Raw genomic sequence first — 15,424 nt, forward strand, 5'->3', positions numbered from 1 at the left:
GACGGTCGCGCCCACGGCCGCGAGCGCGTTCACCGCGGCCCCGCCGCCCAGGAAGTTCGCGACCATCTGCGCGGTGACCTCGCTCGGATACGCCGACACCCCGTGCCGCGCGACGCCGTGATCCCCGGCGAACACCACCACCCGGGCGCGCTCGAACTGCTGGGGCGGGCATGCGCCCTGGCAGGCCGCCACCCAGTTACCGAGTTGCTCCAGTCGGCCCAGTGCCCCATGGGGTTTGGTCAGCTGCGCCTGCCGCTGCTCGGCCGCCGCACGAAACTGTGCGTCCGGAGGCGCTACCGGTCCGAATCCGTGCGTCACTATCGAGCCTTTCGGTCATGGCGGTTCCGCCGACTACGCCGCCCAATCTTGCCATTGCCCGGCCCCACCGTCGGCTGGATGTCCGGCCCCGCCGCACCCGCTCGGCAGTGCCGCCGAGGCCGCGAGCCGCTCGATGGCTTTCTCCGATTCCGCGCAGAGGGGTGCGGATGCGCGGTAGCGATGGGTGCAGAAATGATCACCGCGGGCCTGACCTCGCCGCTTGACGAGCGGATCGGTGCGGGACGACGGCCCAGTAGTCGGCTCCTGGCAGGGCGGGCAGGTGCGAGGGGGCCTGTTGCTATTTGAGCCGGAGCGGGAGACCGGCGATGACGAAGAACGCTTCGTCGCAGACCTGGGCCAGGCGCTGGTTGAGGGTGCCGATCTCGTCGCGGAAGAGGCGGCCGGAGCGAGTGGCGGGGATGACCCCCATGCCGACCTCCGGGCTGACGATCACGAGATCGCCGTTATAGGCGGCGACGGCTGCGACCAGCGCGTCGGTGTCGGGGGAGACCGTGCCGCGCGGGGCTTCCCAGGCGTCGCGCGCGTCGATGCGGGCGGTGAGCCAGGTGCCGATGTCATCGATCAGGGTGCAGGCCGAAGGCGTGGGTTCGGTGAGAATCGTTGCCGGATCGGCGCTTTCGATGGTCGACCAGCCCATCGGGCGCCGCCCGCGGTGCTTGGCGATGCGCTCGGCGAAATCATGGTCGTCGGGATCGGGCATCGCGGTGGCGAGATAGCGCACCGGGCCTCCCGCCCGCACCGCCAGGTCCTCCGCGAACGCCGACTTCCCGGACCGCGCGCCACCGAGAACGAGGGTGCTTCGTGGCGCCGCGGACGAGGGGTTTTGTGACACGGATGCACGGTATCAACCGAACAGCGGACCGCTGGACGTCTGCAGCTCCACCTCACCCCGGCGTGCCGCACCGAGACGCATCTCTCGCGGACCGCCACGGCATCGGCCTGCCAGGTGACGGGCAGCTCTGGTCGGGGACGTTGCGGGGGCGGATCGTGGTATCCGATCCCGGCGTCGTGGTTGTGCGGCCGACGACGCAGCATCTGCCGATCCGTCTCGCCCTGCCAGGGCCGGGCTAGGGCGCGTCTCGCGGACCCCCAGGGGCCTTCGCCCGCCAGAAGTGCGGTGGCAGCTCTGGTCGGGGACGTTGCGGGGGCGGATCGTGGTATCCGATCCCGGCGTCGTGGTTGTACGGCCGCCGAGGAAGCGTCTGCCGATCCGTCTCGCCCTGGCAGGGTCGGGCTAGGGCGCGTCTCGTGGACACCGGCGGCATGCGCCTGCCAGGCGCGGTGGCTCTGGTCGGGGATGCCGGTGGATCGAGGTATCCGATTCCGGTGCCGTGGTTGTGCGGCCGCCGTGGAAGCGTCTGCCGATCCGTCTCGCGCCGGCAAGGCCGGGCCTGGGCGCATCTCGCAGACCCAGCGGCACCAGGTGGAGTCGCAACTCTGACCGGGGACGTCGCGCGGGCGGAGCTGAACGCGGGCCCTTGGCGAAATCAGGCCGATTCCTCCGGGCTGCGGCCGAAGCGGCGGCGGTATTCGGTGGGAGCGATGCCGACCAGACGTTGGAAATGGTGGCGCAGGAGGGCGCCGGAGCCGAAGCCGGAGCGGGCGGCGATGTGCTCCAGTCCGAGGTCGGTTTCCTCCAGCAGCTGCTCGGCCAGCAGCACGCGCTGATTGGTGAGCCATTTCACCGGAGTGGTTCCGGTCTCGGCGGCGAAGCGGCGGGCGAAGGTGCGGGTGGACATGTTGGCGCGGGTGGCCAGGTCTTCGACGGTGTGCGGCAGGTCGAGATGCTCGTTCATCCAGGCCAACGTGGGGGTGAGGCTGTCGGAGGTGCAGGGGGCGACGGGGCGTTCGATGAACTGGCGCTGCCCGCCGTCGCGCTGCGGCGGGACCACCATGCGCCGCGCGATCGCGTTGGCAACGCCGCTGCCGAGTTCGCGCCGCACCAGGTGCAGGCAGGCATCGATACCCGCGGCGGTGCCCGCGCTGGTGATCAGATCGCCCTCGTCGACGAACAGCACGTCCGGATCGACGGTCGCTTCGGGATACTCGTCGGCGAGTTTCTCGACATAGCGCCAGTGGGTGGTGCATTTGCGGCCGTCGAGCAGTCCGGCTGCCCCGGCCAGGAAGGCTCCGGAACATACGGTGAGCACCGTCGCCCCGGCTGCCGCCGCGTCGCGGACGGCGGCGACGACCCGCGCATCGAACCCGCGGTCGGTCGCGGCGGCCGGGATGGCCACCAGATCGGCCGCCGACAGCTCCGTGAGCCCGTACTCCGGTGTGACGGTTATCCCAGGACTGGTCGAGTGCAGTGGGACGCCCGGCTCCGCGCCACACACCCGGAAATCGAAGGCGGGCAGCCCGTCGGCCGTACGGTCCAGCCCGAAAACCTCACAGATGACCCCGAATTCGAACATGGCCATGCGTTCGGACAGCACCACGGCGACCTTCGACAGCATGCCGCCAGTCTACTGGCTGTATTTTTGCGAACAATGTCAGTACCGCCACTTTCGGCGGTAAATCATGGAACGCAAAATTACTGCCATGGTTACTTTCCTCGTCTCCCTGGCAGCCATCGTGGCTTTCGCCACAGTCATCGCCCACAGCACGGGGCGCGCGGGCTCGTCGGACGTCATCGACCGCGACGCACAGCGGTTGCACTCCGAACTGACGGCAATGCTCGGCCGGAACAACCACCACCGCTGAGCAGGATGGAACGGGCCGCCTCCTAACCAACAGGGCGCAGCCAGCCTTGTATGCCCCGGTTACTCCTTCGCGCGGCCCCGGCCAAACCCCCGATTTCGAGCGAAACGAGACCGAACATCTGCCGTTCACGGCCCGGCTCACGTCCGAGCGGCCGCCGCGTCCGCGACGAAGCAGCCAGCGGCGGCCGGGCCGAGCCACCAGCCGACCACTACAAACCGCGTGCACCGGACAGCGAGTTCCATACCTACGCGCCAGCGCACACGGGTTTCGAGCGAAGCGAGACCGAGCATGCACCGTTCACGGCCCGGCTCGCCTCCGAGAGACCGCCGTGTCCGCGACGAAGCAGCGGCGGCCGGGTCGAGCCAACGGTCGACCACTACAAACCGCGTGCACCGGACAGCGAGTTCCATATTTACGCGCCCAGCGCACCGCGACCACGGGTTTCGAGCGAAGCGAGACCGAGCATGCACCGTTCGCGGCCCGGTTCGCGTCCGAGTGGCCGCCGCGTAGGCGACGAAGGAGCAAGCGGCGGCCACTCGGACGCGAACCACAAGGGGGCCGCGAACACCCAGCGCCGAAGGCGCTGGAAAAACTACACAGCCTCGCCCGGGTTGACGCGCGGCTTCGGGGCGCGCATCTTGCGGATCTGGGAGGCGCGGACGAAGGCGTACCAGCCGAGCCGGTAGCCGATGTCGGTGGTCTCCGGGAAGCGTTCCCTGACCCGGTTGTTCACGACTCGGCCGAGCAGGAAGCCCTCGATCCCCATGAACAACATCATCACGAGCATGGCCAGCGTGACGATGGTCTGCAGCGCGGGCGCGACGAACATCGACAGGATCAGCACCAGCGCCATCGGCATGAACAGGCCGACCAGGTTGCGCCGGGCGTCGACGATGTCACGGACGAACGCCCGGACCGGACCTTGGTCGCGGTGCGGCAGGTACTTGTCCTCGCCCGCGAGCATGCGTTCGCGGCGATCCGCGGCGGCTTCGCGCCGTTTGGCGGCGGCCGCCTTGCGCTCCTCCTTGGTGCCCTTCGTGGCCTTGCGCCGGGCGCGGGCCTCCTTCGCGGTGAGCGGAGCGGGTGCTACCGGTCCGCGGCGCTTGCTTTGTGCGTCACGGCGTTTCGGGGTGGGACGGCCCTTGCCCGCGGTGGCCGTGGTGGCCGTGCGGGTGGTGCCCGCGGCCGAGTCGCCGTCCGTGACCACCGTCGATTCGGCGGTCGCGTCGGTGGTGCTGGACTCGCCGCGACGGAACAATTTCACATCGACCAGGCTATTCGATGGGTTGCGCGGCGGGAAATGCGGTCCGATTCGCCGGGAGTGTGCGGGCTCACGCAGGTTGCGTGCCACCACGGATCAGGTGATGGCAAGATGGAGGAATAGCAGCCGGCCGAGTGGTGTTGACAAACACGACCCGTGCGCTGTTCACGGGTTGACCACAGGTTCCTCGAGGAGAGTTCATGACTGTGCAGAACGAGACCACCACCCACGGTGTGACTCTGACCGACGCCGCCGCCTCGAAGGCGAAGGCACTGCTGGACCAGGAGGGACGCGACGACCTGGCGCTGCGGATCGCGGTGCAGCCGGGTGGTTGTGCCGGCCTGCGCTACCAGCTGTTCTTCGACGACCGCTCGCTCGACGGCGACCTGACCGTCGACTTCGGCGGCGTCAAGCTGGCCGTCGACCGGATGAGCGCGCCGTACGTGCAGGGCGCCTCGATCGACTTCGTCGACACCATCGAGAAGCAGGGCTTCACCATCGACAACCCGAACGCCACCGGCTCCTGCGCCTGCGGCGACTCCTTCAACTGAGCCTGCCCGCCTTTCCGGGGCTCGAGGCCGGACCGGTCGGGAGACGTGGATCTCACGTTCAGGTCATGCGTCGGGTGCCGCTCGAGTTCTGGGCGGTCCCGACGAGTTACCCATGTCGCGCGAAATCAGTTGCCCAGTTTGACTATGCGCGTGCGCAGCTGCGCCCGAATCGGTGAGGCGGATCCGCTACGGTGAGATCGAGATCGGGACTTCGTTGTCCCGGTCTTGACCGCCTGCCGCCTACAGTTGAAGGGCCCAGCCACGTGTCCATCGCCGTTTCCGCGTCCATTGCGACCGACCACCTCATGCGTTTTCCCGGACGGTTCGCCGACGTACTGCTGGCCGACCAGCTCGACCACGTGTCGCTGAGCTTCCTCGTCGACGATCTGCAGATCCGTCGCGGTGGCGTCGGCGGCAACATCGTCTACGCCATGGGCCTGCTCAATCGCGCGCCCCTGCTCGTCGGCGCCGTCGGCGCCGATTTCGGCGAGTATCGCGCCTGGTTGGAGAAGCACGGCGTGGATTGCTCCACCGTGCTGGTCTCCGATCGTGCGCACACCGCCCGTTTCGTCTGCACCACCGATGACGACATGGCCCAGATCGCGTCGTTCTACCCCGGCGCGATGAGCGAGGCTCGCGACATCTCCATCGCCGAGCTCGCCGAGACCCACGAGTTCGACCTCGTCCTGGTCGGCGCCAACGACCCCGAGGCGATGCTGCGGCACACCGCCGAGTGCCGCGAACTCGGCATTCCGTTCGCCGCCGATCCCTCCCAGCAGTTGGCCCGCTTGGACGGCGACCAGTCGGTGCAGCTCATCGACGGCGCCGCGTACCTGTTCACGAACAAGTACGAGTGGGCGCTGCTGCTGCAGAAGACCGGTCTGAGCGAGGAGGAGGTCGCCCAGAAGGTCGGCATCCGCGTCACCACCCTGGGCGCGGAGGGGGTGCGGATCGTCGACCGCGACGGCACCGAGGTGACCGTCGGCGTGGTGCCCGAGACCGAGAAGGTCGAGCCGACCGGCGTCGGCGACGCCTTCCGCGCAGGCTTCCTCACCGCGCACACTGCCGGGCTGAGCCTGGAGCGTTCCGCGCAGCTGGGATCACTGATCGCCGTGCTCGTGCTGGAGACCATGGGCACTCAGGAGTGGACGCTCAACAAGGAGTCCGCGCTGGAGCGCCTCACTCAGGCCTACGGGCCCGAAGCCGCGGCCGACATCAAGCCGCTGCTGTAGTTACGATTCGACACACTGGGGCCCGCTGTCATCGACGGCGGGCTCCAGCTGTGCACAGCGCAACTACCGATCGGCCGAGCTATAGCGAAACGGGGTAGACCGGTTCCTGGATCTCCGGCTTGATCCGGTCTTCGACGAAGATGCCGTGCCACACCATGAACACCAGCAGTGTCCACAGCCTGCGGCTGTGATCGGCGGTTCCGGCCCGGTGCGCGACCAGCATCTCGCTGATCGCGGCCTTGTTCAGCAGGTGGTCGGTCTGCGACTCGGCGATCTGCTGCTGAGCCCAGTCGTAGAGTTCCGTCCCGCGCAGCCAGTGCCGCAGCGGTACGGGGAAGCCGAGCTTGGCGCGGTGCAGCACGTGCGCCGGCACGATGCCCTCCAGCGCCTGGCGCAGCGCGTACTTGGTGGTCTCCTTGGTGATCTTCTGGTCGAACGGGAGGCCCTCGGCGACCTTCAGCACCTCGGAGTCCAGGAACGGCACGCGCAACTCCAGCGAGTTGGCCATGGTCATCTTGTCGGCCTTGACCAGGATGTCGCCGCGCAGCCAGGTGAACAGGTCCAAGTGCTGCATGCGGGCCACCGGATCCCAGCCACGGGACTGGGCGTACAGCGGCGCGGTGACGTCCTGGTGTGTCCACTCCGGCCGGAACTCGCGCAGCACCGCGCGCAGCTGCGCGTCGTTGAAGCTGCGCGCGTTGCCGTAGTAGCGCTCCTCCAGGCTGAGTGAGCCGCGGTGCAGCAGGCTCTTGCCCCTCGTGCCTTCCGGGATCCGGTCCGAAAGCTTGCCCGCCAGCCTGCGCAGTCCGCGGGGCAGCTTCTCGAACGGTTTCAACGACAGAGGTTCCCGGTAGATGGTGTATCCGCCGAACAACTCGTCGGCGCCTTCGCCGGAGAGCACCACCTTGACGTGCTTGCGCGCTTCCTTCGCGACGAAGTACAGCGGGACCAGCGCCGGGTCGGCCACCGGGTCGTCGAGGTACCAGACGATCTCCGGGATCGCCGCGGCGAACTCGGCGGGGGAGACCACCTTCACCACGTGCCGCGCGCCGATCGCCTCGGCGCTCTCGGCGGCCACGTCCACCTCCGAGTAGCCCTCGCGCTCGAACCCGGTGGTGAACGTGATCAGCTTCGGGTTGTGCCGCATGGCCAGCGCGGCGACCGCGGTGGAGTCGATGCCGCCGGACAGGAACGAGCCGACCGTCACGTCGGCGCGCATGTGCTTGGCGACGGAGTCCTCGAGCGCCGCGGCGATCTCCCGGTAGCGCGCCGCCGCCGAACCGGGCGTGAACGGGCGTACCGCGAACTTCGGGGTGAAGTAGCGGGTGACCTCCGGAGCCGCGCCGGGCCGCACGGTGGCGTAGCTGCCCGATTCGAGCCTGCGCACGTCCTTGTGCAGCGTCTCCGGCTCCGGCACGTATTGCAGCACCGTGTAGTGCTCCAGCGCCCGCGGGTCCAGCGCGTCGCTCAGCCGCAACGCGGGCAGCAGCTCCAGCAGGCTCTTCTTCTCGCTGCCGAACGCGGTGCCGCCCGGTCCCGTGGCCAGGAACAGCGGCTTGATGCCGAACGGGTCGCGAGCGAGGAACAGCTCCCTGGTCTCGGTATCCCAGATCGCGAACGCGAACATGCCGCGCAGGCGCCGCACCGCCTCGGGGCCCCAGTAGTGGAACGCCGCGACGATGGCCTCGCTGTCGCCTTCGGTCCGGAAGATCTTTCCGTCCGGGAACTCCTCGGCATGCGCCTCGGTGAGTTCCGCGCGCAGCTCCAGGTAGTTGTAGATCTCGCCGTTGAAGGTCAGCGCATAGCGGTCGGGCTGCCCCGGCGGGCCCCAGCGCAGCGGCTGGTGCGAGTGCTCGATGTCGATGATCGACAAACGGTTGAAGCCGAAGATCACCCGGTCGTCGTGCCAGGTGCCGCGCTCGTCCGGGCCGCGGTGCCGCACGCAGTGCAAGGCGTCGTAGACCTGCTCCACCGTGTCGGGTGCCGCCTCGTCAGATGCCAGGAATCCGAGCAGTCCACACACGGCGTCGGCAACCTCATTTCTCGCAGTCGGGATACGCGCTCACCGGATGGCGCGCGGGGGGACGAAATCTAGTGTCCGAGTATGCCGCACCCACCGGATTCGCGCGTCGTGCGCATCGCGTCCCAGCCGGAATCGCTGGTGACGGTGATCCGGGTGCGCCCGGCTAGGTGTCGAAGCCGACCCGACGACAAACGGGGGGTGCGTTTGGTCTACGCTGCGTAGTACTCAGGTCTCTCTCAGGCGACCCGCGCGGACGCGCTGGCCCGGAGAGCGTCCTGAAACGAGCTTAGAACGTATCGTCGGGGCCGATCGCAGCCCCGCACGATGCACTGTCGGAATGTGTGGCGACCAGGAAGGCGTGAGCGTGGCGCACAAGGCGAGCGAAGAGATCGGGGCACGACCCGCCCGGGGTCGGCAGGGCCGCATCCTTCGGCGGGCCGGGCTGGCGGTGTCCTTGGGGATCACCGCGCTGCTCGTCTCGGGCTGCTCGATCGACAATGTTTGGCTGCGGTTCGGCTGGCCCTCGGGTATCACGCCGCAGGCCACCCGGATGCGGGAACTGTGGACCTGGTCGGTCGTCGCCGCGCTGGCGATGGGCGTGCTGGTCTGGGGCCTGACCTTCTGGACCGTCGCGTTCCACCGCAAGAAGGCGGACTCCCCGGAGTTCCCGCGCCAGACCGGCTACAACGTGCCGCTGGAGCTGACCTACACGGCGATCCCGTTCGTCATCATCGCCGTGCTGTTCTACTTCACCGTGGTCGTGCAGAACTACGTGCACGAGAAGGTGGCCAACCCCGATGTCACGGTCGACGTGACCGCCTTCCAGTGGAACTGGAAGTTCGGCTACCGCAACGTCGACTTCAAGGACGGTTACAAGTTCGACGGCATCGACACCACGCGTGAGTCGCTGAGCCAGGAACAGCTCGAGGCGTACCAGGAGCGGACCGAGGACGGTCACCCGCAGCCGGGCCCGGTGCACGGCAAGCCGGAGAACGACATCCTGTCCTACCTGCACTACGACAAGGTCGAGACGATCGGCTCCAGCAACGAGATCCCGGTCCTGGTGCTGCCGACCGGCAAGGTCATCGAGTTCCAGCTCGCCGCCGCCGACGTGATCCACGCCTTCTGGGTGCCGGAGTTCCTGTTCAAGCGCGACGTGATGCCGAACCCGAAGGAAAACAACTCCGACAACGTCTTCCAGATCACCAAGATCGAGAAGGAAGGCGCGTTCGTCGGCCGCTGCGCCGAGATGTGCGGCACCTACCACTCGATGATGAACTTCGAGGTCCGCGCGGTCACGCCGGAGAAGTTCACCAAGTACCTGGACGCGCGCCAGGCGGGCAAGACCAATGCCGAGGCGCTGGAGTCCATCGGTGAGTCGCCGGTCGCCACGTCCACCACGCCGTTCAACACCAGGCGCGACATCAAGAGCGCGGCCTCGGCCGAGAGCAAGTGAGGATTTGATCTGACATGAAGATCGAAGCGCGGATTTTCGAACTGCTCACGGTGTTCTTCATCATCGTGGCGGTGGTCTACGGCTTCTTCACCGGCCAGTCGCGCACCGGCGTCGAGTGGGCGGGCACCACGGCCACCGTGCTGACCGCCGGTCTGTCGCTGATCATCGGCACCTACTTCCGGTTCGTCGCCCGTCGTCTCGACCTGCGCCCGGAGGACTACGAGGACGCCGAGATCGTGGACGGCGCCGGCGACCTGGGCTTCTTCTCGCCCGGCAGCTTCTGGCCCATCACCCTGGCCGCCGCCGGCTCGGTGACCGCCCTCGGTCTCGCGTTCTTCCAGTTCTGGCTGATCGGCATCGGCGTGGTCTGCGTGCTCGCGGCTGCCGCGGGGTTGGTGTTCGAGTACTACCTCGGGCCCGAGAAGCACTGAGTTGTCTCGCTGAGCGCCCCATCGGAATCTTGAATTCCAGGGTTCGTCGCAACACCGCCTAACTGTTCAGATGGTGAGTAGATCACGCAAAACGCTCGGCTGGGATACCCCAGCCGAGCGTTTTGCGTGGGCGGTCGTCGAGTTCCTGAGCGAGGTCTTCGGGACCGTAGATGCTCAATCGGGAACTTTCGGAGAGCATCGGCGCGGTAGTCCGTGACCGCAACGACAGAGGGCAACTCCCGAAGCTGACCGAATTTCCGAATCAGGCGGACGTGGCGGTGGGCGTCTCGCGTAGAAGTCCGGCTCGGGCCCGCACTGCGGTCATTGCCTCGGGCTCGGATTCGTCGGTGATCGTGGTGTTGTCCTCGTAGGTGACGCCGGGGGGTGGGGCGTCTGCGCCGATCGGGTCGGCGTCAAAGAAGTTGCGGCGGTAGACGACATTGTCCAACGGCGGTGAGACATGCAGGATGGCCGTGCTGTCGGCCCGGACGACCACGTTCTCTTCGACCGTCACCCAGGTTGCGCCGTAGTCGGTGTAGAGACCGAAATTGTAGGGCGTGCGCGTGTCCTCGATCACGTTGCCCTGGATGATCGCGCCCGAGCCGTGGGAGTCGCCTTGTTCGCCGGCCAAGTAGATGCCTCCGCCGTCCGCCAGCACCTGCATGGTGCCCGTGGTGAGGTTGCGCAGGATGGCCGTTTTCCGGCCGGGGCCGACGACGATGCCGCAGTGGGGCACGTCGGCGATATGGTTGTGTGCGACCGTGCACCCGATTGTGCCGGTCAGCGCGATGCCCGGCGAGCCGGAGAACTCCAGGCCGACGTGGTGGACCCGGTTGTCCTCCACGAGGGTCGACCGGCTGCCGTCGACCACCAGGGCCCCCGCCGAAAGCGTGTCGAAGTCACACGCGCGCACCGTGACGTCCGCACCGCCGGAAATTCCCAGTCCGGTGGCGCCCAACCTAGTGAATCGGCAGTCTTCGATCCGTACGCCGGAAACCTCCTCCAGCACAAGGCAGGCGGGGATTGTGCTGGACTCGGCGGGCACCGTGACCGAGCCGACGCCCTCGCCGAGCGAAACGGTGTGGACCGGGCCGCCGGTATAGAAGCCGCTCCCGTGGTAGTGCAGGAAGCCCTCGGGGCCGCTCGGCCTCAGCCAGGTGGCGTCGGCGAACGTCAACCCCCGGAATGTGACACCACTTACACCGCTGACGCGTAGCAACGTCTCCAGGACCGGTGCGACAACCGACGTGCGATCCGGATGTTCGCCAGGCCTCGGCAGGTATCGCACAAGATGACGGCCTGGCTGTGAACGGTCCAGGACGAACGTGCCGGGCTCGGTGAGGAACGCGGCCTCGTTCTCGACGTGGGTCGGCAGGCCGAGGCCCCGAGAGGTCTGGCCTTCCCAAGTGGAGTTGTACAGAGCCAGCGCATGTCCGAACGCGGGTTGGGCCATGGTGATAACGGTGCCGCCGTCGCCGGCTGAGACCGAGGCAACGCCGCAGCGAGCCTCCGTCCACGGGTAGACGCCCCGATGCACGAACTCCACGTCACCCGGGCTATGCCAGGACAGTGGCTCGGTGCTGTCTGTGACATAGCCGGTCTCGGTCATGGTGACCAGGCCGGGAAGGCCGTCGATCCCCGCTCGTTCGGCCCGGCGGCCGTTCACGTACAGCTGCCGGGTATCCAGGTCACCCACCTCGGCCAGCCAGACACCGCTTTCCACCCGCCATCCGGTGAGGAGACGGCCACCGCTGACGACAGCCTTCTCCTGCGCGGTGGTGCCGTATCCGTAGGGCTGGTAGACGACCCTTCCCGAGTCGGCTGCGGTGAGTTCCCAAGGCTCGCCCAGCACGTGCGTGCCGCCTCTGAGCTGGACGACGACCTCATCGGCAACGCTGCGTGCCGCGATCTGCGCACGGCCGAGAGTGGCGAAGGGACGGTCATGCGTACCGGGGGCGGAATCGTCTCCCCGAGGGTCGACGAACAGTTCGGTCATGAGTTGATCACCTCTGTGGTGTTTATGGCGTACACAAGGTGTATACCTTATACGGAGGAGGGCGCTATGACGCAAGACAAAGCCGAAGATCCGGACCAGGTGGTGGAGTTGCTGTGGCGTGCGCGGGGCACGCGATCGAAACCGGAGTCGCGACCGGGGCTGAGCCTCGACCGGATCGTGCACGCGGGCATCGAGCTGGCAGATGCCGAGGGGCTGACCGGATTGTCGATGCGGAAGGTGGCCGAACGACTGGGCTTCACCACTATGTCGCTCTACCGGCACGTGCCCGGGCGCGCACAGCTCGTCGACCTGATGTGTGACGCGGTGGCAGGTGAGGCGCAGACCGGCCCGGTCCCGCCCGAAGGGAGTCATTGGCGGATACGGCTCGAGGCGTGCGCCAGAAATGCCTGGGAGCTGCGTCGGCGCCATCCCTGGCTGGCGCAGGTGCGGGGCCGTCGCGTGCCCGGGCCCCACATCATCGCGCGTTATGAGCAGATGCTGGACGCGGTCGCCGGCACCGGGCTCCCCCCTGTCGAGGTGATCGCCGTGGTCGGTCTTGTCGGCCGGTTCGTGGACTCCGAGGCACTGCTGCTCCAAGAAGCGGCCGAGGTCGCGCGACGCAGCGGAATCAGCGACGAAGACTGGTGGACAGGTCGTGACACGCTGTTCGAGCGACTGCACGAGTACCCCACGCTCACTCGTCTGTGGGAGGAGGGCGGTTTCGATCTGCCGGAGAATCCCTTCGAGTTCGGACTCGCCCGGCTACTGGACGGCATCGAATTGTTGATCCATCAGCGTTACGAAACTGGTGACAATAATGAGGTGTGCATCGTGTGCGGCACACCGGTGGACCACTCCGCCTCCGGGCGCCCTCGGATGTACTGTTCAGCGTCTTGCCGCCAGCAGGCGTACCGGAAGCGCAAAGCCCGCCGAGTCTGAGCTCGAACACCGGCCATTCAGCGGCGCCTGCAAGCCTCGGATCCGTTCCACGGAAAGCCGTGTGTCTCAGGCCGAAGATTTGGTCGAGGCCGGTTGTGCAGGGGGAGGGGCGACCGGCTCTTCGGGTTATGGCTGCTAGGTCACCTACCCGGAGGTCGCACGCGGTTGCTGGGAGTCATGTCTGCACAGCCGACTGCGAGACAACCAGGTTCGGGAGACGGCGGGTGCCTGCGGTGAGTTCGAAGGCCAGGTCGCCGTAGCCGAGTGAGAGTTCGGCAAGTTGTTCCCATACGTAGTGGATCTGCGGCTGCTGGGTGTCGCGATTCAGTGCGGTGTGAGCAAGCACGGAGTATCCGGCGAGACGGTCGATCACCGCGCCGACCGCTTCGGTGTGCATGTAAGCCGCGCCCACTGCCTGGGGCAATACGGATGCGACCCAACGATCGATACTTCGAGTCAGCCTGGTGCGATGGCGGTCGATTTCCCGGCGTGCCGCGTCCGACGTGTTCGAACGTTCTTCGTGGAGCGCGGCCAGCTCGTACGCTGCCTCCAGGATGGGATGCGGATGACGGACTCTGCCCGTGCACGCTGCGAGCACGAGGTCCTTCGAAGGCAGGAGTGGCCCGCTGGCATTCATCGCTCGCTCGATTCGTTCGGTGTGCGGCGCATGTCACGTGCCAGGGCGTTGAGTCCGTCGAGAACCTGTTGAAGCGTTTGGGTTTTCGGCGCGCTGCGGAGGTACGTCCGGTGGTCGGTATCGTCCGTCGGAAAGGAGATTCCGCGCAGAGACGCCCGTTCGCGCGGGCTCGATCTCGGTGGTTCGATGCGGGAGTGGTGGACCAGGGTGCAGTACGCGACCCACTTCCACGCGCAGTGATCGATCCGGCAAGAACGGTGTCGTTGCATCTGCCGATGCGCCAACTCGATCTCGGCGAGGATGCAGATGGTCGGCGGGGTGATCAGGGTGGCTTCGTCCATCAGGCCGCCCCGATCCGGAGTTCAGGAGTTGAACGGACCCAAGTGCCCTGTGGTGACACCGTCTCCAGGTCATAACCTTCGTCGCAGATCAGTGTGGGCTGGTTGTTCACCTGCTCCAGATCGAACGCGACGATGATCTCGACACCGAGGCCGGCGGCGATGCGGAGCGCGAACCGGATCGGATCCTGCTCGTCGGCTGGAGGCCGGACGGTGTACACGTACTGATAGCCCGAGGTGCGGGCATACCGCTGAACCTCGTCGGCGTGACGCGGCGCGTGCCGTCCGGATACGTCGCTGCGCACGAACCCAATGGCCTTCGGCCGGGCGATGGATGGTGGCGCGAACCCGTCGGTAATCGGCGGCTCGATTCTGTGGGTGTATGTCATTGTTCCCCCGAACATGATCAGTGGGTTGGTATGTGCGGCGTCCGGCTCGGAGCTGCTGGCGGCAGCCGACGGACCCGGGCATGGGTGAAGTTGTTGCGGCTTCAGCAGGTTCGAGCCTCCAACTCCAACCTGGAGGTTTCACCCGAACGCCGGGACCAAGCACATCACCAGCACCGGATCGGTTCCACAGGAATCGGATATCCGGTCGAATTTCATCCGTTACTGCATGCCGTGATCCGGCAGTGCGGTAGAACTGAACCGATTTCGTGTGCGGCTCGATCCGATTCCGCGAATGAAGGGGGAGGCCATGACCAGCGGCATCGATGACGACACCACCGACACCGGACGCAGCTCGACACTGCCGAGGCGCCAACTCGGTCGCTTCCTACGCGAGTCTCGGGAAGCGAACGGGTTCACCCTCGCCGCTGCGGCGAAGCTGGTCGAGTTGTCCCCGCCCGCACTCCAACGGATCGAGACCGGCCAAACCCAGAAGGTCCGCAAGCAAGACGTCCGAGCTCTGTGCGAGCTGTTCGGCGTCAGCTCGGACGACACTCAGAGCGCTATCGGCCTTGCGGCGCTGGCCAAGACGCAGAGTTGGTATCACGCCTACGGGGGTCTGTACTCCACCGCGTTCAACATGTACGTCGGGCTGGAGGCATCAGCGAGACGACTGACGCAGTACCACGAGCAGGTCCATGGCCTCCTCCAGACACCTGACTATGCACGCGCGCTGATCTCGGCTTTCTATCGAGGCGGCGAGCAGGAGGAGATCAGCCGCCGCGTCGAACTGCGTATGAGGAGACAAACCATGATTACGCGCAAGTCGAGCCCGCTGGAACTGGAACTGCTCCTGCACGAGTCCGCGCTGCACCGAAACATCGGCGGCCGAAAGGTAATGGCGGCTCAGCGCCGACACTTGGCGGAGATCAGCAAGCTTCCCAACGTCACGGTGCGGATTCAGCCGTACGAGGCCGGATCAACCTGGGGCATCCTGCACGGCCCCTTCAGCATCATGGAGTTCGAGACGAACGCCAAAGGTCAACCCGTCGAGCCTCCGATCGTCTACCTGGAAGGCGGGCCATCTGCAGACGTATACCTCGAGAAGCCCGAGGAGGTCAGGCTTTACAGT

15 protein-coding genes are annotated in these 15,424 nt (G+C 66.9%); 7 read left to right on the forward strand and 8 right to left on the reverse strand.

The genetic code is table 11. The annotated features are described in order from the left end of the window. The 3 genes from ON19_RS09510 to ON19_RS09520 all read right to left on the reverse strand — a co-directional run. A partial coding sequence (locus ON19_RS09510) for a nicotinate-nucleotide--dimethylbenzimidazole phosphoribosyltransferase (protein ID WP_043689191.1) occupies positions 1-318 on the reverse strand: 318 nt, incomplete at its 3' end. A 298-nt stretch (positions 319-616) separates the two neighbouring features. Further along, positions 617-1,171, reverse strand: coding sequence for a bifunctional adenosylcobinamide kinase/adenosylcobinamide-phosphate guanylyltransferase (gene cobU / locus ON19_RS09515; RefSeq protein WP_043689194.1), 555 nt, complete (start codon positions 1,169-1,171; stop codon positions 617-619). Between the two features lie 655 nt (positions 1,172-1,826). After that, a complete protein-coding gene (locus tag ON19_RS09520) occupies positions 1,827-2,795 on the reverse strand; it encodes a helix-turn-helix domain-containing protein (RefSeq protein ID WP_043689196.1) in 969 nt (322 codons plus the stop codon). Between the two features lie 85 nt (positions 2,796-2,880). Here ON19_RS09520 and ON19_RS41735 point away from each other — a divergent pair, with 85 nt between their 5' ends. Beyond that, entirely contained in the window at positions 2,881-3,042 is a 162-nt protein-coding gene (locus ON19_RS41735; RefSeq protein ID WP_157229638.1) for a hypothetical protein, read from the forward strand. Positions 3,043-3,634: 592 nt separating this feature from the next. Here the strand turns inward: ON19_RS41735 and ON19_RS09525 are convergent. Continuing rightward, positions 3,635-4,306, reverse strand: coding sequence for a DUF3043 domain-containing protein (locus ON19_RS09525; protein ID WP_043689198.1), 672 nt, complete (start codon positions 4,304-4,306; stop codon positions 3,635-3,637). Between the two features lie 197 nt (positions 4,307-4,503). Between ON19_RS09525 and ON19_RS09530 the strand changes: the two genes are divergently transcribed. Both ON19_RS09530 and ON19_RS09535 read left to right on the forward strand, forming a co-directional pair. Further along, positions 4,504-4,854, forward strand: a complete 351-nt coding sequence (locus ON19_RS09530) for a HesB/IscA family protein (protein ID WP_043689200.1) — start codon at positions 4,504-4,506, stop codon at positions 4,852-4,854. A gap of 263 nt (positions 4,855-5,117) precedes the next feature. Then, a complete protein-coding gene (locus ON19_RS09535) occupies positions 5,118-6,086 on the forward strand; it encodes a carbohydrate kinase family protein (RefSeq protein ID WP_043689202.1) in 969 nt (322 codons plus the stop codon). 79 nt (positions 6,087-6,165) lie between these two features. Here ON19_RS09535 and asnB read toward each other — a convergent pair whose 3' ends face one another. Continuing rightward, complete coding sequence (gene asnB / locus ON19_RS09540; RefSeq protein WP_043689204.1) at positions 6,166-8,109, reverse strand: asparagine synthase (glutamine-hydrolyzing); 1,944 nt, start codon at positions 8,107-8,109, stop codon at positions 6,166-6,168. A 364-nt stretch (positions 8,110-8,473) separates the two neighbouring features. Between asnB and ctaC the strand changes: the two genes are divergently transcribed. Further along, positions 8,474-9,565 (forward strand): aa3-type cytochrome oxidase subunit II, encoded by a 1,092-nt coding sequence (gene ctaC, locus ON19_RS09545; protein ID WP_051168684.1) that lies wholly within the window; start codon positions 8,474-8,476, stop codon positions 9,563-9,565. A gap of 14 nt (positions 9,566-9,579) precedes the next feature. Then, complete coding sequence (locus ON19_RS09550) at positions 9,580-9,996, forward strand: cytochrome c oxidase subunit 4 (protein ID WP_040865876.1); 417 nt, start codon at positions 9,580-9,582, stop codon at positions 9,994-9,996. 262 nt (positions 9,997-10,258) lie between these two features. On the opposite strand, the gene ON19_RS09555 is transcribed toward ON19_RS09550, so the two are convergent. Then, entirely contained in the window at positions 10,259-11,992 is a 1,734-nt protein-coding gene (locus ON19_RS09555; protein WP_043689207.1) for a right-handed parallel beta-helix repeat-containing protein, read from the reverse strand. A gap of 66 nt (positions 11,993-12,058) precedes the next feature. Between ON19_RS09555 and ON19_RS09560 the strand changes: the two genes are divergently transcribed. Continuing rightward, a complete protein-coding gene (locus ON19_RS09560; protein ID WP_043689209.1) occupies positions 12,059-12,931 on the forward strand; it encodes a TetR/AcrR family transcriptional regulator in 873 nt (290 codons plus the stop codon). A gap of 175 nt (positions 12,932-13,106) precedes the next feature. On the opposite strand, the gene ON19_RS09565 is transcribed toward ON19_RS09560, so the two are convergent. Together ON19_RS09565 and ON19_RS09575 are read right to left on the reverse strand one after the other, a co-directional pair. Next, positions 13,107-13,568 (reverse strand): DUF4254 domain-containing protein, encoded by a 462-nt coding sequence (locus ON19_RS09565; protein ID WP_043689211.1) that lies wholly within the window; start codon positions 13,566-13,568, stop codon positions 13,107-13,109. A 340-nt stretch (positions 13,569-13,908) separates the two neighbouring features. Continuing rightward, entirely contained in the window at positions 13,909-14,295 is a 387-nt protein-coding gene (locus ON19_RS09575) for a hypothetical protein (RefSeq protein ID WP_043689216.1), read from the reverse strand. Between the two features lie 307 nt (positions 14,296-14,602). On the opposite strand from ON19_RS09575, the gene ON19_RS09580 reads away from it, so the two are divergent. Further along, positions 14,603-15,424, forward strand: an 822-nt coding sequence (locus ON19_RS09580) for a helix-turn-helix domain-containing protein (protein WP_169334167.1), incomplete at its 3' end; no start/stop codon positions are given.

Source organism: Nocardia abscessus NBRC 100374, from assembly GCF_000308455.1.
GTDB lineage: Bacteria > Actinomycetota > Actinomycetes > Mycobacteriales > Mycobacteriaceae > Nocardia > Nocardia abscessus.

What these genes read in the sequence shown, in the direction of transcription:
- ON19_RS09520 (WP_043689196.1), bottom strand. Translation starts at nt 2,795, where the DNA reads ATGCTGTCGAAGGTCGCCGTGGTGCTGTCCGAACGCATGGCCATGTTC.
- ON19_RS41735 (WP_157229638.1), top strand. Translation starts at nt 2,881, where the DNA reads ATGGTTACTTTCCTCGTCTCCCTGGCAGCCATCGTGGCTTTCGCCACA.
- ON19_RS09530 (WP_043689200.1), top strand. Translation starts at nt 4,504, where the DNA reads ATGACTGTGCAGAACGAGACCACCACCCACGGTGTGACTCTGACCGAC.
- ON19_RS09550 (WP_040865876.1), top strand. Translation starts at nt 9,580, where the DNA reads ATGAAGATCGAAGCGCGGATTTTCGAACTGCTCACGGTGTTCTTCATC.
- ON19_RS09555 (WP_043689207.1), bottom strand. Translation starts at nt 11,992, where the DNA reads ATGACCGAACTGTTCGTCGACCCTCGGGGAGACGATTCCGCCCCCGGT.
- ON19_RS09560 (WP_043689209.1), top strand. Translation starts at nt 12,059, where the DNA reads ATGACGCAAGACAAAGCCGAAGATCCGGACCAGGTGGTGGAGTTGCTG.
- ON19_RS09565 (WP_043689211.1), bottom strand. Translation starts at nt 13,568, where the DNA reads ATGAATGCCAGCGGGCCACTCCTGCCTTCGAAGGACCTCGTGCTCGCA.
- ON19_RS09575 (WP_043689216.1), bottom strand. Translation starts at nt 14,295, where the DNA reads ATGACATACACCCACAGAATCGAGCCGCCGATTACCGACGGGTTCGCG.